A 23,144-nucleotide genomic window follows, 5' to 3' on the forward strand; every position below is an offset into this window, starting at 1 on the left:
GGGACGCGGCGAACGGGAATCGTCGCGTGGGCTATTCCCGTTTCTTCTATTCCCGCTTCTTCGTGCGTTGCCGGGCGGCAAGGATCGTCTCGACGGTGACCGGGCGGAAATCCCACACGTCCACACCGACGTCGACCTGCCGGGGCATGCCCTTCAACTGGCCGTGGCTGTGACCGTGCAGGTTCAAAGCGCCCTTGTACATGCCGTTCCAGGTGCGGAAGGCGTAATGGCACAGCACCAGCCGCCGCTCGTCCAGCAGAAGCTCCGCATAGGGCTGCACGCTCGCCCAGCCGGGCAGGACCAGGGTGGCGGGGCCGTCGTTGTTGCCGGTGATCAGGTGCTTGGTGCCGTGCAGACGCTCCAGGAGCGCTGCCATCGCGTCCGGCTTGCGGTGCAGGGCGAAGTCGCCGAGGTGCCACACCACGTCGTCCGGAGAGACCGTGGCGTTCCAGTTGGCCACCATGGCCTCGTCCATGTCCGCGACCGACGCGAAGGGGCGGCGGAAGCGGCTGAGCGCGCCGGCGTGGCCGAAATGCGTGTCGCTGGTGAAGAAGACCGCCATCGGGGGTCCTCAACGCAGCGGCGGCGCGGAGGGTTCCCCGCGCCGCCGGTTGCGGCCGTCCGTCAATCGTGCTTGTGCCCGTCCGCCGACGGATCGAGCAGCCGGTGCAGGTGCACGATGAAGTAGCGGGTGTGGGCGTCGTCGATGGTCATCCCGGTGGCGCCGCGCCACGCCTTGTACGCCTCGTCGTAGTTGGGGAAGATGCCCACGATGTGGACCTTCGTCGGGTCGACGAACTGGTCGGAATCGGGACGGACGAGTTCGCCGCCGAAGACGAGGTGGAGAAGCTGCTTGTCGGGCATGACGCGGGCATCCTTTTTGGGATGGGGTGGGGACGGGAGGTGGGCCGGATTTTTGAGTACGTCATATCCGTCGTCCGCCCGCTTCTTCAAGTGCAATGACAGTGCTTCGCCGCCTCCTTCCCGCAGGATTGTCGCTTTTTTTCCGAAAGCTGGGCAAAAGGCACCGCCCTGGGGCATAGTCTAAGGAAGAACAGAAGAAGCGAGGGGTGATTCATGGTTGTTGGTAATACCACAAATCGGACGAAGGCCCGGCGCGAGGTCGCGGTCTGGGACTTGCCGACGCGCCTGTTTCATTGGAGCCTGGTCCTTCTGGTGACGGTCGCGGTGGTCTCCGCCAAGACCGACCGCATGACCATCCACATGCTGGCGGGGGAGGCGATCCTGGCGCTCCTGCTGTTCCGGCTCGTCTGGGGGCTGATCGGCAGCCAGACCGCCCGCTTCAGCCATTTCGTGAAGGGACCGCGCGCCGTCCTCGCCTACGCCTGCGGGATGCTCCGCGCCGGGCGCGGCGGCACGGAGCCGGAGCCGGTCGTCGGGCACAACCCGATGGGCGGGCTGATGGTGCTGGCGCTGCTGGGGGCGCTGACGCTCCAGGCGGTGGCCGGCCTCTTCACCTCCGACGACATCCTGGTGGACGGGCCGCTGGTGGCGCTGGCATCGGGGAGTGTCGTGGCGGGGTTCAGCACGCTGCACCGCATCCTGGCCGACGGGATCCTGATCCTGATCGGCGTGCATGTGCTGGCCGTGCTGGCCTATCTTCTGGTCAAGCGGGACAATCTGATCCGCCCGATGATCACGGGGCGGAAGGCGATCCCGGCGGATGCGCCGGTCGAGTCGCCGAAGCGCCGCCCGGCGGCGCTGGCCCTGGCCGTTCTGGCCACGGTCGCGGGATTGGTGGCGGCGGTGGTCCAGGCCGGCTGAGAGGCCCCGCACGGTCCTTCCCCGCAACCGGCGGGGAAGGACGTGTTTGCGGACCGGCCGGATCAGTCGGCGCGGTAGCGCTCGTGGCAGGCCTTGCAGGCGCCGCCCACGGCGGCGAACTGCTTGGCGGTGGCGGCCTTGTCGCCGGACGCGGCGGCGGCTTCCAGCCCCTTGGCGGCCGCCTCGTAGGCCTGGGCCTTGGCGGTGAAGTCGGCGTTGTTCGCCCAGATGTCGGCCTTGGCCTTGGTGTCGCCCTTGTCGCTGCCCGCCGGGAACAAGGTGGGGATCTGGGCGGCGAAGGCGCTCATGCGCTGGGCGGCCGGGCCGACCTGGGCGACCTTGTCGCTCCCCAGCAGGTCCTTGATCTCGGCCATCGCGTTCTTGCTGGTCTGGAAACCGTCCTTGCGCGCCTTGATCGAATCCTGGGCCATCGCCGTGCCGCCGACGAGGAGCAGGGCGGCCGTGGCGGCCAGCGTGACGCGGGTGAGCATGCAGATCCTCCGGATGATGGGTTTGCTTAGAAAGAGGTACGATACCCCGTCCGCGGCGCGGGCTGTCAAGCCGGGCCTGTGCGGTGCAGCATCCGCCCTTCTGGCCGGACGGCGCGTCCGTCTGCCGGGAAACCGCCCCGCTCGGGGAGTGATCGGCTTGCAAGAGCAATAAGGCGGAAGTAAGGTCCCGCGTCGCGTTCGCGCGGTCATACCAAGTTCTCACCCGAACCTTCCGCCACCTTCGTCATAGGGGCCAGTACGCCATGTCGATCATCGCGTCCCGTCTGTCGCGCATCAAGCCCTCGCCGACCATCGCCGTCACCCAGAAAGCCCGCGAGCTTGCGGCGGCCGGTCGCGACGTCATCGGCCTCGGCGCCGGCGAGCCGGACTTCGACACCCCCGACAACATCAAGGACGCCGCCATCAAGGCCATCCAGGCCGGCGACACCAAGTACACCGCCGTGGACGGCACGCCCGCGCTGAAGAAGGCCATCTGCGCCAAGTTCGAGCGCGAGAACGGCCTGAACTACGCGCCCGACCAGATCACGGTCGGCGTCGGCGGCAAGCAGGTGCTGTACAACGCCCTGATGGCGACGCTGAACCCCGGCGACGAGGTCATCATCCCGGCCCCCTACTGGGTGTCCTACCCGGACATGGTGGAGTTGGCCGAAGGCACGCCGGTCTTCGTCTCCTGCCCGGCCGAGCAGGGCTTCAAGCTGCAGCCCGCCGACCTGGAGAAGGCGATCACGCCGAAGACCAAGTGGCTGATCCTGAACTCCCCGTCCAACCCGTCGGGTGCGGCCTACACGCGTGATGAGATGAAGGCCCTGACCGACGTGCTGGTGAAGCACCCGCAGGTCTGGGTGATGACCGACGACATGTATGAGCACCTGCTCTACGACGGCATCGAGTTCGTGACCCCGGCCCAGGTCGAGCCGGCGCTGTATGACCGCACGCTGACCGTCAACGGCGTGTCGAAGTCCTACGCCATGACCGGCTGGCGCATCGGCTACGCCGGCGGCCCGAAGGCGCTGATCAAGGCGATGGGCGTGATCCAGAGCCAGTCGACCTCCAACCCGACCTCGATCGCCCAGGCCGCCGCCGTCGAGGCGCTGAACGGTCCGCAGGACTTCATCGCGGAGCGCGCCGCGGTGTTCGCCCAGCGCCGCGATCTGGTGGTGTCGATGCTGAACCAGGCCAAGGGCATCTCCTGCCCGAAGCCGGAAGGCGCCTTCTACGTCTACCCGTCCTGCGCCGGCACCATCGGCAAGACGACGCCGGATGGCAAGGTGATCGAGACCGACGAGGATTTCGTCACCTACCTGCTGGAGTCGGAAGGCGTGGCGGTGGTCCAGGGTTCGGCCTTCGGCCTCGCCCCGCACTTCCGCATCTCCTACGCGACCAGCACCGAGGCCCTGGAAGAGGCCTGCAAGCGCATCCAGCGCGCCTGCGGCAATCTGAGGGACTGATCTCCGGCGCTTGCGACCGGTGAAAAAAGAAGAGGGGGCCGGAAGGCCCCCTCTTTTCGTTTGTGCGCTTTTGTTTTATGCGCGGCGGTCGGCCCCCGCAGCGTGCAGGGCCGGCGCGGCGTCCTTGGCCGACACCAGCCGCAGGACCAGGGCGCCCGCCGTCGCCGACAGGATCGACCCGGCGAAGACGCCCACCTTCACCGCGTCGCCCAGCTCCGGCGAGGTCGGGAAGGCCAGCGCGCCGATGAACAGGCTCATGGTGAAGCCGATGCCGCACAGCAGGGCGACGCCGTAGAGCTGCGCTGTGCTGGCGCCGGCCGGCATGCCGGCGAAGCCCAGCCGGATGGTCAGCCAGGCGGTCCCGAACACCCCGACCATCTTGCCGAGGAACAGGCCGAGCGCGATGCCCAGCGGCAGCGGGCCGGTGAGGATCGAGGCGTCCATCCCGGCGAAGGACACGCCCGCGTTGGCGAAGCCGAATACCGGGACGATCAGGAAGGCGACCCAGGGGTGGATGCCGTGCTCCAGCCGCAGCAGCGGCGCATGCGGGTCCGCCGCCTCGCCGGAAGCGGGACGCAGCGGGATGGTCAGAGCCAGGGTCACGCCGGCCAGCGTCGCGTGCACGCCCGACAGCAGGACCGCGCCCCACAGGCCTGCGCCGAGGACCAGATAGGGCAGGAGGCTGCGCACGCCGAACCGGTTCAGCCCGATCAGCGCCGCCAGGAGCAGCGCCGCCACGCCGAGCGCGGGCAGGGACAGGTCGGCGGTGTAGAACAGGGCGATGATGATGACGGCGCCCAGGTCGTCGATGATCGCCAGGGCGGTCAGGAAGATCTTCAGCGAGACCGGGACGCGCGGCCCGAGCAGCGACAGCACGCCGAGCGCGAAGGCAATGTCGGTCGCCGCCGGGATCGCCCAGCCGTTGACCGTGGCCGGGTTGTCGGCGTTAAAGGCCAGATAGACCAGCGCCGGCACCAGCATGCCGCCCGCCGCCGCGACGCCCGGCAGGATGCGGCACGACCAGGTGGAGAGCTGGCCGTCCAGCATCTCCCGCTTGATCTCCAGCCCGACCAGCAGGAAGAAGATCGCCATCAGCCCGTCGTTGATCCAATGGCCGACGCTGAGCCCGAGGATGTAGGTGTGGAGCGTGTCGAAATAGGCGGTGGACAGGGGAGAGTTCGCCACCACCAGAGCCAACGCTGCGGCCACCATCAGCAGGATGCCGCCCGAGGCCTCGTTGCTCATGAAGTCCCGGATGAAAGCAGCCGGGCGCCGGCCGGCGGGTTGCCTGTGAGCATCCATGGCGCTTGTTTCCTTTTCTGGTTTGGTCGGAGGGGCGGGATTGCCGGGAAGTTCGTGAAACAGCAATTTGTGAAAAGAATGTGGCGTCATGGCGGCTTCGCCATGACGCCCACGCAAGTTTCTTATTCGCCGCACATCATTTTCAGCCGCGCGTCGTCACATGAGGAACTTCGTGATGAGGACGTAGAGCGTCAAGCCGACCAAGCTGATCGTTCCGCCCCAGGCCCAGGCGAACTGGAACTTGCTCGGCAGCAGATCGCGCTCGAAGTCGCTGGTAAAGTTGTCCTTGACCGCCTTGATGGTCAGCCAGAACAGGACCGGCGAGAAGACCAGCGCCATAACCGAGGCGAGCTGGACCACGAAAATCGGCTCGGGCAGGCCGTAGACCACCGCGATGCCGGCGACCAGCCACACCACCTGCATGCCGCGGTAGAGCAGCTTGCGGATCGCCGCGGTGTCCCAGTCACGCTTAAGGCGGACCACGCATTCCTCGAACAGGCGGGCCTGACCGTCGAAGTAGGTGAAGACGGTGGAGAACAGCGCGGCCACGCCGCCGGCGATGATGACCGGGAAGATCCAGGCGCCGAAGGTATCGGTGTAGATGCTGGCAATGGTCGTGCCCATCTCCGAACCCTTGGGCACCAGCCCCTGCGGGTGCAGCACCACGGCGCCGACGATCAGGAAGATCATGCCCGACAGCATCGAGATGATGTAGCTGATGTTCATGTCGCGCTTGAACAGGATCAGGCTGTTCTTCATGTAGTTGGGGTCCATGTGCACGGTGTGCCCCTGGGCCCGCATCTCGTTGACCTTCACCATGCCGGCCTTCTTGTCGACGGCCCAGTTCGACTGCATGGGCGCGACTTCCAGCGTGGTCGGGAAATAGCCGAACATGGCGCCGAACAGCATCATCGAACCGATCGGCGGCAGGGTCGGCAGCAGGCGCGACAGATACTCGCCCGGCGGCGGGGCCTGGAGCGCGAAGGCCACGAAGCAGGACACGGCGAAGACGATGATGAGGATCTTGCAGATGCCCTCGACCGCCTTGTAGCTGCCCATCCACAGGATGCCGACGGTCAGCAGCAGGATGGCCACCGCCCAGAGCTGGAGCGACATGAAGGGGAAGGCCGCCCACATCAGCGCCGCGCAGCCGAGCGCGCGGCCGGCGATGCCCACGGTGTTGGCGAAGCCCTGGAAGATCATGAACCACAGCGGCCAAGTGCCGACGCGGTGGTAGGCGTTGATGATGGATTCGCCCTTCACCATCGTGTAGCGGTGGGCGAACTCGAAGGCGCAGTATTTGATGATGTAGGCGGCCAGGATCACCCACAGCAGATCGTAGCCGTACAGCGCGCCGGCGGTCGGCGCGTGCATGATGTGGCTGGCGCCGATACCGGTCATCGCCGCGGCGATGCCGGGGCCCATGGCCTTCCAGGTGTCCATGAAGCCGGTGCCGGGGGCTTCCAAGCGGATGACCTTCTTGGCGCTTCCATCCGCTGCGGTGCCGCCGTAGAGGCCATCGGCGTCGATGGCCGCACTGTTCGTCGAGCTGACGCTCATTCCCGTTCCTCCCTAGGATTGGCCTGTCGATTGGCGTCGGGCCGTTCGAGAAATTTTCGGCCCGGTTCCGTCCGGCTCCTTTTCCGATCCGTGCTTTGCTGCAGGGGCTGGTTTCCCGCACGCCATAGTTTGGTATGCCAAATATCAGCGAGGCGTAGGAAAAAAAATCTGGGAGAGTGGGGCGTTTTTCAGACTCAGAAAAAAAATCAAATCTCGGGACTAAAACCACCTCTACCCACTTCGGCTATGAATAACCCATGAATCATGAAAAGGAATTCATGATCAAATCGCTTGGTTGCGCAGGTTAATGGATGCATTCATATGCCAGTGGACTCAGCGAGCTTGGGCCGCCCGCTGCGTCACCTCCCCAAAGGCTGTCCCTGTTGAGTCAGGGACAGCCTTTTCTCGTATCAGTATTATGAAGACAAAATTTTTTTGACATCTTCTGGGATGAAATCTGATGGTCGCGCCCGCCAGATCCTGCGGCGGCAATGACGTGGGAGACGCATCGGCTAGGTTTTTAATCCAATAGCTGAGTGAATTTTAAAGCCGGACGGCTCGGCGCGAAGGAACCGCGCCGGTTCCTGTGGTTTGCCGCCCTGTGAAAAAAGCGCGGGTCCCGCGGAACTGAAAACATCTATGCTGAAGGGTAAGGCGAGTGGGAAGCCGTGCAACGCGCGCCGGCCAATCTGTTGTCGGGGTGTTGCCTCAGAGGATTGCGCTGCCTGAAGCCGGCGCGCCGACCAGTTTCTGCGGGAGCGTCCATGGTTCTGGATCCGATCACACTCGCCGTGGCGCTGTGCCTTGCCACCTTCGCCGCGACCGGCATCGCGACCCTGCTGACCGCGGTGTGGGGAAGCCACCGGGACCCGGGCGCCCTTATCGCTCCCGTGCGGCCCTGGGGGCGTCCGGCCAACATGAACCGGCCGCCGCGTGGGACCCGCCCTCATCTGTGGATCGCGACGGAGACGTCGGATTGACGCCGTATCGGTGTGACGGCGTCGAACAACAAAAAAACGCGCGGGTTTTAATGGCGCTGGAATCAGAAAGGGCCGCGACTGGATCGCGGCCCTTTCGTCGTCCGGTATCGTCCGGCTGCCGGCGAGGCATGCTCACAGGACGCCGTACAGACGGGACTTTTCGCACCAGGCGTTCATGAAGGACTTGAAGGCCTGCAGGAACGTCGAACCTTTCGTGCCGTTCTGGTTGGCATGCAGGTGGGTCACAGTCGCGAAGGTCATGATCATCTCCGTCGTTCGATGACGACACTGTATCTTGGTATACCAAATACCAGAAGCGCAATCGATGCATCGCACTCTTGCCCTCATCACATGGCGGGCTATGAAAGACTTACTTATTGTTTGGCGCACTGATTTATTGTTGAGCTGATTTTCTTTCTCCGGTCTTGCGCCCGCAAGACCGCTGCGCGCCGTCTGGCCATGGAAAGGGGGCCGGAGGACGCGCCCCCGGCCCCGCGCACCCCCACGCCGCCGGTTACTGCGCGGCCAGCGTTTCCTTGCGGATCTCCACCGCCTTGTCGGCGGCCTTGCCGGTCAGCTCCTGCAGCCGTTCGAAGCTCCAGGTGAAGGTGCCGACGCCGAGCGAGAGGGAGCGCAGCTCGACGATCAGGTCGTGCATCTCGGCCTGCGGCAGATAGGCCTTCACCTCGTCCCAGCCCTGCCAGCCGGGGCGCGCGTCGTAGCCGAGGATCTGACCGCGCCGCCCGCTGACCAGCCGCTGCACCTTCGAGGTGAAGTCGCTGGGCACGGCGATGGAGACGGTCAGGATCGGCTCCAGCAGCACCGGCTCGCAGGCCGGAAGCGCCTCGGTCATCGCCTGCCGCGCCACCGTCTTGAAGGCCATTTCGGAGCTGTCCACGGCGTGGAACTGCCCGCCGGTCAGCTTCACCGCGAAATCCACCACGGGGAAGCCCAGCGGCCCGCGCACCGCGTAGTCGCGCACGCCGGTCTCCACCGCCGGGATGAACTGGCGCGGCACGACGCCGCCGACGACGCCGTCCTCGAACTGGAAGCCGGTGCCGCGGGGCAGCGGCTTGACCTCCACATGGATGTCGGCGAACTGGCCGTGGCCGCCGGTCTGCCGCTTGTAGCGGGCGTGGTGGGCCGTGCCCTTGCGGATTGACTCGCGGTAGGGCACCTGCGGCGGCACACCCTTGACGGTGACGTTGAATTTGTTGCGCAGCCGGTCCATGGCGATCTGGAGATGGATGTCGCCCTGGCCCCACAGCACCAGCTCGCCGGTGTCGGTGGATTGCTCCAGCTTCAGCGACGGGTCCTCCTCGACCAGCTTCTGGATGGCCGCGGTCAGCTTCACCTCGTCGTTGCGGTTCTGGGCGTGCAGGGCGAGGCCGAAGACGGGCGGCGGCAGCTCCGGCCACGGCGCCGACCGTCCGGCGTTGCCCTTGTCGGTCAGCAGGTCGCCGGTCGCCGCCTTGTCGAGCCGGCCGAGCGCCACCACCTCGCCGGTCGCCGCCTGGGAGAGCTTCTCCTGATTGTGGCCCATCATGCGGAAGACGCCGGACACCCGCTCCCCGCCCAGCGTCATGCCGTCGTTGACGGTGCCGCGCCAGACCCGCGCCAAGCTGATCTTGCCGGCGTGCGAGCCGTTCAGCGTCTTGAAGACCTGGGCGGCCACCGTGGCGTCCGCCGGGATGCCGGCGCGCTCCGCCGTGGTGGCGACGTCCGGCCCCTCGTGGCGCAGCGCCTTCAGCAGGCGGCGGATGCCGTTGTCGTTCTCCGCCGAACCGAAGAAGACCGGGACGATCAGGTCGTCGGCCAGCTCGCTGGCCAGCCGGTCATAGACCTCCTGGGTGTCGGGAGCGACGTCCTCCAGCAGCTTTTCCAGAAGCGCGTCGTCATAGTCGGCCACCGCCTCCAGCATCTCCTGCCGGGCCTCGTGCTCGCGGTCCTTCAGGCTGTCGGGGATCTGGACGAGGTTGGACGGCTTGTGCGGGTTGAAGTGCCAGGCGCGCTCGCTGACCAGATCGACGAAGCCGGTGATCTTGCCACCCTCGCGGATCGGCACCTCGCGCAGCACCAGCTTGCGCGCCGACACCGCCTGATAGGCCTGCACCACGTCGCGCACCCTGAGGTCGCCCAGGCTGTCCACCTTGTTGATGAACAGCAGGTGCGGGATGCGGTTGTCGTCGAGGAACTTGAACAGGGGGGCGAGCAGCACGGCCTTTTCCGGCGCGGCCTCGGCCACGATCACGGCGACGTCCGCCACCATCAGGGCGTTCTGCGTCTCGCAGGCCAGTTCCACCGAGCCGGGGCAGTCGAGCACGCTCCAGCGCTCGCCCAGGAACTCGAAGGAGGCGACGTTGACCTCGACGCTCATCTGCCGGGCCTTGGCCTCGGGGGAGCTGTCGCCGACCGCGTTGCCGTCGCGGACGCTGCCCTTGCGCGTGGTCGCCCCGGCGGCGGAGAGCAGGCTTTCCAGAAGCGATGTCTTGCCGCTGAGATAGGGGCCGACCAGCGCAGCGCAGCGGGCCGTCTGGATCTGTGAATGGGGCATGCACACCTCCCGTATGGCGTCTTCCCGTGTGGGCATCGGCCGGAACGCCGGGTGGCCTGGGTGGGCCGGGTGGGTCGCTGCGGCCGGAAGCACCGGCGGCGCGCGTGGCCCTGACAGGGTGCCGGACTGGTCCGGTGCTTTGAAAACAGTGCCTTTTCAAGGTTATGGTCCACCCGTGGCGGGGGACCTGTCGATGGAAAAAAGGGGCGGCATGACGTCACGCCGCCCCCGCTGGGGTGTCATTCCTTAGGGCGGTCCGTCGGCGTAGGGCGCCAGGGCCGCCGCGATCACCCGGTGGACGGGCGTCGGCACCCCCAGCTCCGACCCGAGCTGCACCACCGCCCCGGACAGCCAGGGCAACTCCAGCCGTCCGCCCCGCGTCAGGTCGTTGAGCATGGACGAGGTCATGGCCGGCGGCAGGCCGTCGAGCAGCGCCTCGACGCGGGCGACGATGCCGGTGCCCAAATCGACGTCGCGGGCGCGGGCCAGCCGGGCGACCTCGGCCACCGCGTCGAGGAACAGGGCGCGGCTTTCCGGGACGCGGCGGATCACCCCGGCGGGCTGGCGGGTCAGGGCGGTGACCCCGCTGAAGGGCGCCAGGAAGGCGAACTTCTCCCACTGCGCGCGCAGGATCGCCGCGGACAGCACCGCCTCGAACCCGGCCGCCTCGGCCAGCGCGTGGAAGGCGGTCAGCCGGGGCGAGGGGCGCCCGTCCAGTTCCCCGTAGGTCAGGCGGGCCAGCGTCCCGGTGTGGCGGATCACGCCGGGGGCGGCGATGGTGGCGCCGATGTGGGCGACGCCGCCCGCCACATGCTCCCGCCCGAGGAGCTGGCACAGCGTGTCCATCCCGGTGACGCCGTTCTGCACGGTGACCACCACCGTGCCCGGCTTCACCAGGGGCCGGCAGGCCTCCGCGGCACGGTCGGTGTCCCACAGCTTGACGGCGAACAGCACGAGGTCCACCGGCCCGACCTCCGCCGGGTCGTCGGTCGCGCGGACGTCGGTCAGGTGCAGGGGGGCGGCCTCGCTTTCGATGCGCAGGCCGTCGCGGCGGATGGCCTCCAGATGCCGGCCGCGCGCGATGAAATGCACCTCGGTTCCGTGGGTCGCCGCGAGGCGCGCCCCGAAATAGCCGCCGACCGCGCCCGCCCCCATGATTGCGATGCGCATGCGATGCTCCTCCCAAATGCGGTCCGGGCCGGCGCGCTCCGTTGGATGGGGCCGATCGATCGGCGGAGGCCGGGCGGGCCTTTGGTGCCGGACGCTGGGGACAGTGTGGCGCGCGCGGAACTTTGCGGCAATAGGCCGCAGGATTGCGGATTGCCGGAGGCCGACTTTCTTTCGACAGTGGGCGGACCGATCGGCGCCCCTTTCCGCGTCTCGCTTCCGCATTGGCCGGTCCGGGGGATTTGCCATGAGCGTCTTCGTCCGAACGCCGCCGCTCCGCGTCTTATGGATCGTGCTGGCGGCCCTTCTGGCCGCGACGGTCCATCCCGCGGGCATCCGCGCCCAGCCCGGCGATCCGGAGCGCGAGCAGGTCCGCGCCATCGCGCTGAAGGCGGCGGAGCTGATCGCCACGCGGGGTCTGGACGAAGCGGCGGCGTCGTTCAACCGTGACGGCGAGTTCCGGCACGGGGCGCTCTACGTCACGGTCATCGACTTCGCCGGGGTGTGGAAGGTCTATCCGCCCCGGCCCGCCGGGGTCGGGATGAGCGTGATCAACGTCAAGGACCCGGATGGGCGCGACATCGTCCGCGATATCCTGTCGGTGGCGCGCGACGCCGGCGAGGGTTGGGTGGACTACCGCTGGCTGAATCCGGCGAGCAACCGGATCGAGCCGAAGACCACCTTCGTGAAGCGCGTGCCGGGCCAGGATCTGGTCGCCTATGTCGGGCTGTACCATTGACGGCGCGCGGCCGCGTGTCCGGGGCGCTTGATACGGACGCTGTTGCGGCGCACATCTTGACCCGCACCGGGCGCGCCCAAGCTTGTCGGGGTGGCCTTCACGGCACGCCGGGGCATGCGGGTTGCGCAGGGCTGCTTTTTAGAAAGTTTCTAAAGTAGGGTCTTTACCCGGGGCGCAGCGGGGCGTAGCCTCGATTGCAGCCAAGAATGGAAGACAACCCCTCGGAGGATTGGGAAATCATGCAGATCGACATCGGGATCGCGGAAGCCGACCGCAAGGCCATCGCCGACGGCCTGAACAACGTGCTCGCCGACACCTTCGCCCTGTACCTGAAGACGCATTCCTTCCACTGGAACGTCACGGGGCCGATGTTCAACACGCTCCACACCATGTTCATGACCCAGTACACGGAGCTGTGGACCGCCCTGGACGAGGTGGCGGAGCGCATCCGCGCCCTCGGCTATCCGGCGCCGGGCAGCTTCTCGCAGTTCACCAAGCTCGCCTCGATCAAGGAGGAGCAGGGCGTCCCGAACGCGCAGGAGATGCTGCGCCAGCTCGTCGAGGGGCATGAGGCCGTCGCCCGCACCGCCCGGAAGGTCTTCCCGACCGCCGAGGAGGCCAACGACCAGCCGACCGCCGATCTGCTGACCCAGCGCCTGCAGATCCACGAGAAGACCGCCTGGATGCTGCGCTCCATGCTGGAGTAGTCGCCGCCGAACGGCGGTTTGTGATTCGACTTTGTGATTCGGCGGGGCGCCGTCCTTCGGGGCGGCGCCCCGTCCTTTTGGGGCCAAACAAAACAACCGGCAGGAAACAACCGGCAGGAAACAACCGGGTGGGGCCGCGCGTTCTCCTTGGATGTCCGATGGACGCGGGAGAGGGCGCCATGGCCTCCTACAATTACGACCGGGTGCGGGGAGCGGACCGGGCGGCGACGGGCGGGCAGGATGTCCTGCTGCTGGCCGCGAGGCTGCTGATCGGGGCGATCTTCGTGCAGAGCGGCTTCGGCAAGCTGATGGACCTCGGCGCGTTCGCCGGGAGCCTGGAAGGGCAGGGACTGCCCATGCCGATGCTGCTGGCCGCGCTGGGCGGTGCGGTGGAGTGCTTCGGCGGGCTGGCCGTGGTGCTGGGGGCCTGGACGCGGCTGGCCGCGGCGGCGGTGGTCCTCTTCACCATCATGGCGACGCTGATCGCCCACCGCTACTGGACCTACCCGCCGGAGGCCCAGGGGATGCAGCGCATCCAGTTCATGAAGAACCTCGCCATCATCGGCGGCTTCCTCGCGCTGATCGCCGCCGGGGCCGGGCGGTTCAGCGTGGACGGCTTGATGAACCGGCGGTAGGAGGGGGCCGGTCGCCCGGCCCCCTCCATAAAAGGCTTACCAGTTGCCCGCCGGGCTCGGCTCGCCCTCGTGGTGGGCCAGCCAGCGCTCGGCCTCCAGGGCGGCCATGCAGCCCATGCCGGCGGCGGTGACGGCCTGCCGGTAGATCTTGTCCTTCACGTCGCCCGCGGCGAAGACGCCCGGCACGTTGGTGGCCGTCGAGTCGGGGGCGGTGACGATGTAGCCCTCGGAGTCGGTCTCCACCTTGCCCTGGAAGACGGCGGTGGCCGGCACATGGCCGATGGCGACGAAGACGCCGGCCACCGGGATCACCCGCTCCTCGCCCGACTTCACGTTCTTGACGCGCACGCCGGTGACGCCGCGCGGGTTGCCCAGCGAGCCGTCGCCCTCGCCGACGATCTCCTCGACGACGCTGTCCCACACCACCTCGATCTTGGGGTTGCGGAACAGCCGGTCCTGCATGATCCGCTCGGCGCGGAAGCTGTCGCGGCGGTGGATGACCGTCACCTTGGAGGCGTGGTTGGTGAGGTACAGCGCCTCTTCCACCGCGGAGTTGCCGCCGCCGATCACCGCGATCTCCTTGCCGCGGAAGAAGAAGCCGTCGCAGGTGGCGCAGGCCGACACGCCGAAGCCGCGGTAGATCTCCTCGCTGGAGATGCCCAGCCAGCGCGCCTGGGCGCCGGTCGCGATGATGACGCTGTCGGCGGTGTAGGTGTCGCCCGAGTCGCCCTTACAGACGAAGGGGCGCTGGCTGAAGTCGACGTCGGTGATCAGGTCGAAGACCATCTTGGTCCCGACATGCTCGGCCTGCTTCTGCATCTGCTCCATCAGCCACGGCCCCTGGATGGGGTCGGCGAAGCCGGGATAATTCTCGACGTCGGTGGTGATCATGAGCTGGCCGCCCGGCTGCATGCCCTGCACCATCAGCGGCTGCAGGTTGGCGCGCGCCGCGTAGATGGCCGCGGTGTAGCCGGCGGGACCGGCGCCGATGATGAGAACCTTGGTGTGGTGGGTGCTGGGCATCGCTCTGTCCGTCACGATCTGGGCTGGCGCGGACCATAGGGCCGCGCCGAACATATGGTCCAGATCCGGCCCGCTGTCATCGGAAAGCCTGCCATGCCGGCCCATCATGGAGACGATGTTTCACCCCGGCCGTCCGGGGAACGCCCCTCAGCGGCGCGCCGGCGCGGCCGCCGTCCGGTTCTTCAGCCAGGCGCCGACGCGGTGACGCCACTGCTCGTGCCAGATGTAGACGCTGTTGCGGACCCAGTTCATCTGCACCGCGCGGCGCCGGCCCTCGAAGGAATGGTGCCCGTGCCAGGAGGTGTCGGAGCGGCGGAAGCACAGCAGCGTGCCCTCGTCCGGCGGCACCTCGGCGGCGTAATCCTCCAGGTTCGGGCTGCGCAGCACGCGCAGGCGCCCGCCCGACGCCTCCCAGGGCGGGTTCATGTAGATCAGGACGGTGACGATCTTGCTGGCCGAATCGGGGTGGATCCTGCCGTCGGTCGCCCGGCACATGCCGCGGGCGGTGAACATGGTCGGGTAGCGCGACAGGTCCAGACCGAACTTCTCCGAGAAGGCCTGGCAGACCGCCGCGCCGCGCAGCTCCTCGATCAGCGCGTCGAAGGCCGGCCCCTGCGGAAAGACGCCGAGCGGGATCGAGCCGGGCTTGTCCACCTTGGGGTAGTCGCGGTGCAGGGCCTCCAGATGCTCCCGCTTCACGAAGCCGGGGACGCAGAGGAAGTCGAACGGCTCGTGCTGCAGCGGGGTGGCGCGGAAGCGGTCCAGATCCAGCATGGAGGCGGGCGTGGACATGGGGCGGTCTCCAGACGGCAGCTCAGGCCACGGGCGTGTCGGGGAAGGCGAGCTCGTGGCGGGCGCGCCATTCCGGGCCGACATAGTTCACGATGATCGACTTGCGCACGCCGCGGATCGGGCGCGGGGCGAAGCCATGCCACGTGTTCGTTCCGGGAACGAAGACCAATCCCCCGTTGAAGGCGTAGGGCGCGCGGGTGACGACGGTGCGGGTGGCGTCCAGCACGTCGGTGCCCCAGCCGGCGCAGTCCGGCCCCTTGGAGAGATAGATCAGCATCGTGAACTTCTTGACGCCGATGTCGGTGTGCGGCTCCAGCCAGAAGCCGTCGGTGTCCTGGCAGTATTCGATGCGCAGCGAGGTGCCGGCCAGATCGACGCCGCAGGTCCGCTCGATCGCCTCCGTCACCGCCCGCCGCTGGAAGGCCGTGGCGACCGCGTCGCAGACGGGGTGCTCGGCCCGGCTGCGGGCGCAGAAATAGCTGCGGGTGGCGTTGTTGGTGTCGCGCTTGCCCATGGTGTCGCCGACCGGTGGCGGCGCCCAGGGCAGGCCGGCGATGCCGTCCGCGGCCTCATCGGGAAGAGCGCGCGACAGCAGCCAGTGGCGATAGGGCTCATCCCGGGTCGGGGCGTTGTCCAGGCAGCGGATGAAGGCATCCTGGACCGCGTCAGGCGAAACCATGCGAAAAGATCCAATGCGTCCCAGCGGCAGAAGCGAATTACCATGGGGCGGCACACGCGCTAAATGAATTAGAGTTCATGAACCGTTTGACAGGATTCCCCCTGAACAGCGCAAGCATACGGCGATGCGTTGCGGCATCGCGAAGCGCCCTGTATCCTGGATTTCAGGCGCTGTGCTTGGCGCGGTGGGCCATGAGGCGATGGCGCAACTCCTCGGCGACTTGCCGGGTGTCATCCAACGTTGGGTAGGTCCAGTGTTCCAGGGCGCCGGTGAAGGGCCGGGTGATGCCCTCCTTGTAGAGTTCCTCGTGGAAGCTGCGGAACTTGGGCGAGCCGCCCTCAAGCTCGATCACATAGACCGGCTTTCCGGTGGAGCAGGCCTCCGAAGTCATCGACACGCTGTCGCAGGTCACCACCACCGCGTCGGCCAGCCCGAGATAGGCGAAATAGGGGTTCTCGCCGGTGCCGTCCCACACCTCCGCCGGCAGGCCGTTCAGGCGCGCGCGCAGGATCGCCTCGTTGTCGGCGCCGGTGCGGCGCGACGGCGTGACCATCAGCCCGGCCCCCTTGCTGCGGGCCAGCTCCGACAGCTTCTCCGCGACGTCGCCCATGATGGTCGGGGTCAGGGCGTAGACGCCGTTGGTGCCGCCGATCAGCACGGCGACCCGCGGGTGCGGCAGGTCGGCGAGCCGGGGGGCGTGGCGCTGCGCGGCCTCGGCCAGCAGTTTGGGGGTCACGCGGTGCAGGGCGCCGCGGGTGGCCATGACGTTGGGGCCGCGCAGCCGGTCGTGGCGGGGCACCACGACGAGGCCGAAATGGCGCGGGTTGATCTGCGGGTCCTGGATGTAGACGGTGAAGGTCCGCCCGCGCGACTGCTTGCTGGCGGCCAGCAGCGGCGCGATGGCCTGGCGACCCGAGCCGATCATCAGGTCGGGCCAGGGCGCGCGGATGGGATCGCCCTCCGGCCCGGCGGCGAAGCGGTTGCCCAGCCGCAGGAAGGGGCTGAGCTGACGCCACGGGCTGCGCAGCCGCACGCGCTTCACGACGGGGGTGAGGCCCAGCGCCTCGGCAAGGCCGATGCACTGGTTTTCCATGCCGGGCTTGCCGTCCGACACGACCCAGCAGGTAAGGGAACCGGAAATGGTGGAATGCATCGTCACACGAATGGTTTGGGGGTGCGGCTGGTTGTCGCGCCTGGATGGGCATCGGGGCTGGATACATCGATAGAAAGTTTTTCCACCGGCGCCGATATGGGTTTCTTGCTTGGCGTGGATGGCTGCGCCGTGTAATATCCTTTCTTCAAATCACCCCCGGAGCGACCGAGCAAACCATGCGGCGGGTCAAACTCGACCGAATTGACCGGCGGATTTTGCGCGACCTGCAAAATGACGGCCGGATGACCAATGTAGAACTCGCGAGGCGTGCCGGCATCTCTGCCCCTCCGTGTTTGCGGCGTGTCCGCGCCTTGGAAGAGGCGGGCTTCATCCGCGGCTATCACGCCGACATCAACCCCGACGCGCTCGGGTTCGGTGTCACCGTGTTCGCCCAGGTCGGCCTGTCCAGCCAAGCTGAAGTGGACCTAAAGAAATTCGAGGAACTCGTCAACTCCTGGCCCATGGTGCGTGAGTGCAACATGCTGGCCGGTGAATACGATTTCCTGCTGAAGATCGTGGCGGAGGACTGGGACGACTACCAGCGCTTCCTGACCACGAAGCTGACGGCGGCGCCCAACGTGTCGCATGTGAAGTCAGCCCTGTCGATCCGCACGTCGAAGCACACGCCCGGTGTGCCGATCGACGTCGACTCGCCGGACATCCCCGATTCGCTGGAGGATGACGACGAGGAGGACGAGGACGAGTCCTCGACCCGTGTGGCGCGCCGCTGACGCGGCTCCGCACCGACGCATAGCCATTCACGGACAGCCGGCATCGCACCCACCCTGTGGAGCGCGTTGCCGGCTGTTCGCGTTTCGGGAACAGGCATCCTCGCGCAATTTTATGACGGCGAGCGTTTCCGAAAATGGATTCCAGCCCGTCTTCGCACGTGCGGTGCTTTGACACGGCGAAGGTGCTAAACTTGTGTGACACCGACTTTGCCGCTTTATGCCCGTGACCGGGAGACGATGATGGCCTCACCCCGCCGCCGTGCCCTTCCGCCGCGCCTTTTCCTGCCGACGCTGGCGCTCGCCGCCGCCCTGACTCTTCCGCCCCTGCTCGGCTCTTCGCCGGCCGTGGCGGCCACGCCGGGCGTCCATGCGGAGGAGATCGTCCGCTTCCCCTCGCTCGACGCCGACCTGACCAGCGGCGCCCCGACGCCCCTGACCGGGCGCTTCCTGCGCCCCAAGGCCGACGGCCCCTATCCCACCGTCGTCCTTCTGCACGGCTGCAGCGGCCTCTACGCCAAGACCGGGCGGGTGGCGTCCCGGCACATCGACTGGGCGCTGACGCTGCGCGAGCAGGGCTACGCGGTGCTGATGGTCGACAGCTTCGGCCCGCGCGGCGTGGCGGAGGTCTGCACGGTCAAGGACCGTCCCGTCCGGGCGACGGAGGAGCGCAAGCGCGACGCCTGGGCGGCGCTGGCCTATCTGCGCGCGCGCAGCGACGTGGACAGCGACCGGATCGCCCTGATGGGCTGGTCGCAGGGGGCGGGCACGGTGCTGGCCGCCTACGGGCCGGGCGGGCAGGGGAACGGCTTCCGCGCCGCCATCGCCTTCTATCCCGGCTGCCGGACGCCGCTGAGCGACGCCGACTGGCAACCGGAGGGCCCGCTGCTGATGCTGCTGGGCGGCAAGGACGAATGGACGCCGGCCGAGCGCTGCCTGGAACTGGCGAACCGCGAGCCGGTGAAGGAGCGCACCGAGGTGGTGGTCTATCCCGACGCCCATCACGGCTTCGACTCCCCCCATTCGCCGCTGCGCAAGCGGCGCAATCTGGCGACCGCCCCGGCGGGCGAGGCGACGGTCGGCACCGACGAGTCCGCCCGCAAGGACGCCATCGAACGGGTCAGCGCCTTCCTGGCGGAGCGGCTGCGGGGCTAGCAGGCTGTTCCAGGGATGAAAACGAAACGCCCCGCACCGGCTGTCGGTGCGGGGCGTTTCGTTTCGGCTCGCGGTCGGTGGCGGGGCGGTGTCTTGCGAACCGGCCCCTGAAGCTTGAACCCGCGCTTATTTGAAGGCGACGGTGACGATCTCGTAGACCTTGGAGCCGCCCGGCGTGGAGACTTCCACGCTGTCGCCGACCGACTTGTTGATCAGCGCGCGGGCCAGCGGCGCCTGGATGGACAGCATGCCGTTCTTGATGTCGCTCTCGTCCTGGCCGACGATCTGGTAGGTGATCTCCTCGTCGGTGTCCTCGTCCGCGAGCGTGACGGTGGCGCCGAACTTCACCGCACTGCCGGACAGCTTCGTCGGGTCGATGACCTCGGCGCGGCTGATCTTGTCCTCCAGCTCCGCGACGCGGCCCTCGATGAAGCTCTGGCGTTCACGCGCGGCGGTGTATTCGGCGTTCTCCGACAGGTCCCCGTGCTCACGCGCCTCGGCGATCGCCTTGATGACGTTGGGCCGTTCGACAGTCTTGAGGTGCTTCAACTCCTCTTGCAGGCGGTTGTATCCCGCCGCAGTCATTGGAACTTTTTCCATCGTTCAATCCATCACCATGCCGACGCAGCGCCCTGGGAAAGCTACGGCGCGGCGGAGGAGGTCCGCCGCGCCGTAAACCGTCCTAATAGGAACCGCTAAGGTACGACTGCAACGGCGCGACTTCAAGGCTGCCGTTCCGGAGTGCGGCAATCGCTTCCACCGCTGCGCGTGCACCGGCCATGGTGGTGTAGTAAGGCAGGTTGTAGGTCAGCGCCGTGCGCCGCAGGCTGAAGCTGTCGGACAGGGCCTGCGCGCCGTCCGTGGTGTTGATGACCAGATGCACCTCGCCGTTGATCATCGCGTCGACGATGTGCGGCTGGCCTTCCACCACCTTGTTGATCGACTCCGCCGGGACGCCGGCCTGGCGCAGCGCCGCCGCGGTGCCGGTGGTCGCCAGGACGCGGAAGCCCATGCCGTGCAGCTTCTGCCCGATCTGCACGGCCGACGGCTTGTCGCGCTCCTTCACCGAGATGAAGACGGTGCCCTGGACCGGCAGGGTGACGCCGGCGCCGAGCTGCGACTTGGCGAAGGCCAGCGCGAAGTTGTGGTCGAGGCCCATAACCTCGCCCGTCGACTTCATCTCCGGGCCGAGCACGATGTCCACGCCGGGGAAGCGGGCGAAGGGGAACACGGCCTCCTTCACGGCGGTGTGGGGCGGGGTCGGGCCGTTCAGCGTGAAGTCGGCCAGCTTCTCGCCGGCCATGACGCGGGCGGCGATCTTGGCGATGGCGGTGCCGGTGGCCTTGGCGACGAAGGGCACCGTGCGGCTGGCGCGCGGGTTGACCTCCAGGATGTAGACCGTGCCGTCCTTGACCGCGAACTGGACGTTCATCAGGCCGACGACGTGCAGGGCGCGGGCCAGCGCCTCGCCCTGGCGGCCGATCTCGGCGATGGTCTCGGCGGGCAGCGAGTAGGGCGGCAGGGCGCAGGCCGAGTCGCCCGAATGGATGCCGGCCTCCTCGATGTGCTCCATGATGCCGGCGATGTAGACCTGGCCGGTGGCGTCGGCCACCACATCCACGTCCACCTCGATGGCGTCCTGCAGATAGCTGTCGATCAGCACCGGGTTCTTGCCCGAGACCTTCACGGCGGTGCCCATGTAGCGCTTGAGCCCGGCCATGTCATGGACGATCTCCATGGCGCGGCCGCCCAGCACGTAGGACGGGCGGATGACCACGGGGAAGCCGATCCGTGCCGCGACCGTCTCCGCCTCCTCCAGCGACCGGGCGAGGCCGTTGGCCGGCTGGAGCAGGTTGAGCTGGTGCAGCAGCTTCTGGAAGCGCTCACGGTCCTCGGCGAGGTCGATGGCGTCCGGCGAGGTGCCGAGGATCGGGATGCCGGCCTTCTCCAGCGCGTCGGCCAGCTTCAGCGGGGTCTGGCCGCCGAACTGCACGATGCAGCCGAGCACCGTGCCCTTGCGCTGCTCGACGCGGACCAGCTCGATCACGTCCTCGGCGGTCAGCGGCTCGAAATACAGGCGGTCGGCGGTGTCGTAGTCGGTGGAGACCGTCTCCGGGTTGCAGTTGACCATGATGGTCTCGATGCCGGCCTCGCGCAAAGCGTAGACGGCGTGGACGCAGCAATAGTCGAACTCGATGCCCTGGCCGATGCGGTTCGGCCCGCCGCCCAGGATGACCACCTTCTTCTTCTCGGTCGGGTCCGATTCGCACTCGGCGGCACCCGTGCCGTCGGTCTCGTAGGTGGAGTACATGTAGGGCGTGCGCGAGGCGAACTCGGCGGCACAGGTGTCGATGCGCTTGAAGACCGGCGTGACCCCGGCGGCGCGGCGGGCCTCGGCGACCTCACCCTCGGACTTGCCGGCCAGCTCGGCCAGACGGGCGTCGGAGAAGCCCATCTGCTTCAGCGCCTGCCAGCCGGCCTTGTCGGTGGGCAGGCCGCCGCTGCGGATGGCCTGCTCGCGGTCGACGATGGCCTTGATCTGCTCCAGGAACCACGGGTCGTACTTGGAGACCTGCTGGACCTCGGCGACGGTGAAGCCGTGGCGGAAGGCCTGGGCGATGACCAGCAGGCGGTCCGGCGTCGGGCGGGCCAGCGCGCCGCGGATGGCGGCGGCGTCCGGCGTGTCGCTGTCGCCGATGCGCACCTCGTTGAAGCCGGTCAGGCCGGTCTCCATGGAGCGCAGCGCCTTCTGCACCGACTCCTGGAAGGTGCGGCCGATGGACATGGCCTCGCCCACCGACTTCATCGAGGTGGTCAGCAGCGGCTCGGTGCCGGCGAACTTCTCGAAGGTGAAGCGCGGCATCTTGGTGACGACGTAGTCGATCGTCGGCTCGAAGCTGGCCGGGGTGGTGCCGGTGATGTCGTTGGTCAGCTCGTCCAGCGTGTAGCCGATGGCCAGCTTCGCGGCGATCTTGGCGATCGGGAAGCCGGTGGCCTTGGAGGCCAGCGCGGAGGAGCGCGACACGCGCGGGTTCATCTCGATGACGATCAGGCGGCCGTTCGCCGGGTTCACCGCGAACTGCACGTTGGAACCGCCGGTCTCCACCCCGATCTCGCGCAGCACCGCGATCGAGGCGTTGCGCATGATCTGGTATTCCTTGTCCGTCAGCGTCAGCGACGGGGCGACGGTGATCGAATCGCCGGTGTGGACGCCCATCGGGTCGATGTTCTCGATGGCGCAGACGATGATGCAGTTGTCCGCCTTGTCGCGGACGACCTCCATCTCGTACTCCTTCCAGCCCAGCACCGATTCCTCGATCAGCACCTCGCCGACCGGGCTGGCGCGCAGGCCGCCGCGCACGATGTCCTCGAACTCGGCGCGGTTGTAGGCGATGCCGCCGCCGGTGCCGGCCAGCGTGAAGCTGGGGCGGATGATCGCCGGCAGCCCGACGAATTCCAGCGCCTCGGTCGCCTCCTGCATGTTGCGCACGAGGCGCGAGCGCGGCGATTCCAGGCCCAGCTTGTCCATGGCGTCGCGGAACAGGATGCGGTCCTCGGCCTTGGCGATGACGTCGCGCTTGGCGCCGATCATCTCCACGCCCAGCCGCTCCAGCGTGCCGTCGTCGGACAGGGCCATGGCGGTGTTCAGCGCGGTCTGGCCGCCCATGGTCGGCAGCAGGGCGTCGGGGCGCTCCTTCTCCAGGATCTTCGCCACCACGGCCGGGGTGATCGGCTCGATGTAGGTGGCGTCGGCCAGACCCGGATCGGTCATGATGGTGGCCGGGTTGGAGTTCACCAGGATGACGCGGAAGCCTTCCTCGCGCAGCGCCTTGCACGCCTGGACGCCGGAGTAATCGAACTCGCAAGCCTGGCCGATGACGATCGGCCCCGCGCCGATGATGCAGATGGATTTGATATCAGTGCGCTTGGGCATGGGTCCGCTTCTCGACGTTCGTGCAGCAAAAGCCCCCTCGCGCCATTGGCCCCTTGGCAGGGGCGCGGGTGTGAGGGGGCACGGATCAATATGTCGTTGCGAGGCCCCTTTATAGGGAACAAGGCGGCGCGGGGGAAGGGGTGGGATGATGCGCGGGCCACATGTCTGAAACATCGCCAGCGGGCGGCGAGGCAAGGCTTGAACCCGCGCCGAAAGGGCGTCATCAATCGGGGTGCGCCGGAAACCCGGCGTTTCCCGATCTTCACCAGCGGGAGAAGCCCGCACACCCGT

Annotated in this window: 22 protein-coding genes; 8 read left to right on the forward strand and 14 right to left on the reverse strand. The window is 67.7% G+C overall.

The window, feature by feature from the left end; all coding sequences use genetic code 11:
- Positions 1 to 46 precede the first annotated feature (46 nt).
- Both D3869_RS10195 and D3869_RS10200 read right to left on the reverse strand, forming a co-directional pair.
- Positions 47 to 562: a metallophosphoesterase family protein gene (locus tag D3869_RS10195; RefSeq protein WP_137139958.1), complete on the reverse strand. Its 516-nt coding sequence runs from the start codon at positions 560 to 562 to the stop codon at positions 47 to 49.
- Between the two features lie 62 nt (positions 563 to 624).
- Entirely contained in the window at positions 625 to 864 is a 240-nt protein-coding gene (locus tag D3869_RS10200) for a DUF4170 domain-containing protein (RefSeq protein ID WP_035675610.1), read from the reverse strand.
- A 213-nt stretch (positions 865 to 1,077) separates the two neighbouring features.
- Between D3869_RS10200 and D3869_RS10205 the strand changes: the two genes are divergently transcribed.
- Positions 1,078 to 1,785, forward strand: a complete 708-nt coding sequence (locus D3869_RS10205; RefSeq protein WP_137139959.1) for a cytochrome b/b6 domain-containing protein — start codon at positions 1,078 to 1,080, stop codon at positions 1,783 to 1,785.
- A gap of 62 nt (positions 1,786 to 1,847) precedes the next feature.
- Here D3869_RS10205 and D3869_RS10210 read toward each other — a convergent pair whose 3' ends face one another.
- The gene (locus D3869_RS10210; RefSeq protein ID WP_038529411.1) at positions 1,848 to 2,276 is read right to left on the reverse strand and encodes a c-type cytochrome; all 429 of its coding nucleotides are present in this window, start codon (positions 2,274 to 2,276) and stop codon (positions 1,848 to 1,850) included.
- Positions 2,277 to 2,539: 263 nt separating this feature from the next.
- On the opposite strand from D3869_RS10210, the gene D3869_RS10215 reads away from it, so the two are divergent.
- Positions 2,540 to 3,745: a pyridoxal phosphate-dependent aminotransferase gene (locus D3869_RS10215; RefSeq protein ID WP_137139960.1), complete on the forward strand. Its 1,206-nt coding sequence runs from the start codon at positions 2,540 to 2,542 to the stop codon at positions 3,743 to 3,745.
- Between the two features lie 75 nt (positions 3,746 to 3,820).
- On the opposite strand, the gene nhaA is transcribed toward D3869_RS10215, so the two are convergent.
- Positions 3,821 to 5,047 (reverse strand): Na+/H+ antiporter NhaA, encoded by a 1,227-nt coding sequence (gene nhaA / locus D3869_RS10220; protein WP_137139961.1) that lies wholly within the window; start codon positions 5,045 to 5,047, stop codon positions 3,821 to 3,823.
- 156 nt (positions 5,048 to 5,203) lie between these two features.
- Positions 5,204 to 6,607 carry an Nramp family divalent metal transporter gene (locus tag D3869_RS10225; protein ID WP_137139962.1) on the reverse strand — a complete coding sequence of 468 codons (1,404 nt, stop codon included), beginning with the start codon at positions 6,605 to 6,607 and terminating at the stop codon, positions 5,204 to 5,206.
- A gap of 764 nt (positions 6,608 to 7,371) precedes the next feature.
- On the opposite strand from D3869_RS10225, the gene D3869_RS10230 reads away from it, so the two are divergent.
- Positions 7,372 to 7,587 carry a hypothetical protein gene (locus D3869_RS10230; protein WP_137139963.1) on the forward strand — a complete coding sequence of 72 codons (216 nt, stop codon included), beginning with the start codon at positions 7,372 to 7,374 and terminating at the stop codon, positions 7,585 to 7,587.
- 132 nt (positions 7,588 to 7,719) lie between these two features.
- On the opposite strand, the gene D3869_RS34435 is transcribed toward D3869_RS10230, so the two are convergent.
- The 3 genes from D3869_RS34435 to D3869_RS10240 form a co-directional block, all read right to left on the reverse strand.
- Entirely contained in the window at positions 7,720 to 7,848 is a 129-nt protein-coding gene (locus D3869_RS34435) for a hypothetical protein (RefSeq protein ID WP_282190166.1), read from the reverse strand.
- 253 nt (positions 7,849 to 8,101) lie between these two features.
- Positions 8,102 to 10,141, reverse strand: a complete 2,040-nt coding sequence (locus tag D3869_RS10235) for an elongation factor G (protein WP_137139964.1) — start codon at positions 10,139 to 10,141, stop codon at positions 8,102 to 8,104.
- Between the two features lie 246 nt (positions 10,142 to 10,387).
- Positions 10,388 to 11,311, reverse strand: a complete 924-nt coding sequence (locus D3869_RS10240; protein ID WP_137139965.1) for a ketopantoate reductase family protein — start codon at positions 11,309 to 11,311, stop codon at positions 10,388 to 10,390.
- A 244-nt stretch (positions 11,312 to 11,555) separates the two neighbouring features.
- Here D3869_RS10240 and D3869_RS10245 point away from each other — a divergent pair, with 244 nt between their 5' ends.
- The 3 genes from D3869_RS10245 to D3869_RS10255 all read left to right on the forward strand — a co-directional run bounded on the left by D3869_RS10245 (position 11,556) and on the right by D3869_RS10255 (position 13,389).
- Complete coding sequence (locus D3869_RS10245) at positions 11,556 to 12,047, forward strand: cache domain-containing protein (RefSeq protein WP_137139966.1); 492 nt, start codon at positions 11,556 to 11,558, stop codon at positions 12,045 to 12,047.
- 239 nt (positions 12,048 to 12,286) lie between these two features.
- Complete coding sequence (locus D3869_RS10250; protein ID WP_114859296.1) at positions 12,287 to 12,754, forward strand: Dps family protein; 468 nt, start codon at positions 12,287 to 12,289, stop codon at positions 12,752 to 12,754.
- Positions 12,755 to 12,912: 158 nt separating this feature from the next.
- Positions 12,913 to 13,389, forward strand: a complete 477-nt coding sequence (locus D3869_RS10255) for a DoxX family protein (RefSeq protein ID WP_247895616.1) — start codon at positions 12,913 to 12,915, stop codon at positions 13,387 to 13,389.
- A gap of 36 nt (positions 13,390 to 13,425) precedes the next feature.
- Here D3869_RS10255 and trxB read toward each other — a convergent pair whose 3' ends face one another.
- The 4 genes from trxB to D3869_RS10275 form a co-directional block, all read right to left on the reverse strand.
- Positions 13,426 to 14,412 carry a thioredoxin-disulfide reductase gene (gene trxB / locus D3869_RS10260; protein ID WP_035675595.1) on the reverse strand — a complete coding sequence of 329 codons (987 nt, stop codon included), beginning with the start codon at positions 14,410 to 14,412 and terminating at the stop codon, positions 13,426 to 13,428.
- 147 nt (positions 14,413 to 14,559) lie between these two features.
- Positions 14,560 to 15,204, reverse strand: a complete 645-nt coding sequence (locus D3869_RS10265; protein ID WP_137139967.1) for a 2OG-Fe(II) oxygenase — start codon at positions 15,202 to 15,204, stop codon at positions 14,560 to 14,562.
- Between the two features lie 22 nt (positions 15,205 to 15,226).
- Positions 15,227 to 15,883 carry a 2OG-Fe(II) oxygenase gene (locus tag D3869_RS10270; protein ID WP_137139968.1) on the reverse strand — a complete coding sequence of 219 codons (657 nt, stop codon included), beginning with the start codon at positions 15,881 to 15,883 and terminating at the stop codon, positions 15,227 to 15,229.
- Between the two features lie 163 nt (positions 15,884 to 16,046).
- On the reverse strand, positions 16,047 to 16,976 hold the full coding sequence (locus D3869_RS10275; RefSeq protein WP_247895617.1) for a mitochondrial fission ELM1 family protein: 930 nt from the start codon (positions 16,974 to 16,976) through the stop codon (positions 16,047 to 16,049).
- 236 nt (positions 16,977 to 17,212) lie between these two features.
- On the opposite strand from D3869_RS10275, the gene D3869_RS10280 reads away from it, so the two are divergent.
- Both D3869_RS10280 and D3869_RS10285 read left to right on the forward strand, forming a co-directional pair.
- Positions 17,213 to 17,767, forward strand: a complete 555-nt coding sequence (locus D3869_RS10280) for an Lrp/AsnC family transcriptional regulator (protein WP_137139969.1) — start codon at positions 17,213 to 17,215, stop codon at positions 17,765 to 17,767.
- A 237-nt stretch (positions 17,768 to 18,004) separates the two neighbouring features.
- A complete protein-coding gene (locus D3869_RS10285; protein WP_247895618.1) occupies positions 18,005 to 18,919 on the forward strand; it encodes a dienelactone hydrolase family protein in 915 nt (304 codons plus the stop codon).
- 126 nt (positions 18,920 to 19,045) lie between these two features.
- Here D3869_RS10285 and greA read toward each other — a convergent pair whose 3' ends face one another.
- Both greA and carB read right to left on the reverse strand, forming a co-directional pair.
- Entirely contained in the window at positions 19,046 to 19,519 is a 474-nt protein-coding gene (gene greA / locus D3869_RS10290; protein WP_081862970.1) for a transcription elongation factor GreA, read from the reverse strand.
- An 82-nt stretch (positions 19,520 to 19,601) separates the two neighbouring features.
- Positions 19,602 to 22,853 (reverse strand): carbamoyl-phosphate synthase large subunit, encoded by a 3,252-nt coding sequence (gene carB, locus D3869_RS10295; protein WP_137139970.1) that lies wholly within the window; start codon positions 22,851 to 22,853, stop codon positions 19,602 to 19,604.
- Positions 22,854 to 23,144 lie beyond the last annotated feature (291 nt).

It is taken from the genome of Azospirillum brasilense, assembly GCF_005222205.1.
GTDB classification, from domain to species: Bacteria; Pseudomonadota; Alphaproteobacteria; order Azospirillales; family Azospirillaceae; genus Azospirillum; species Azospirillum brasilense_G.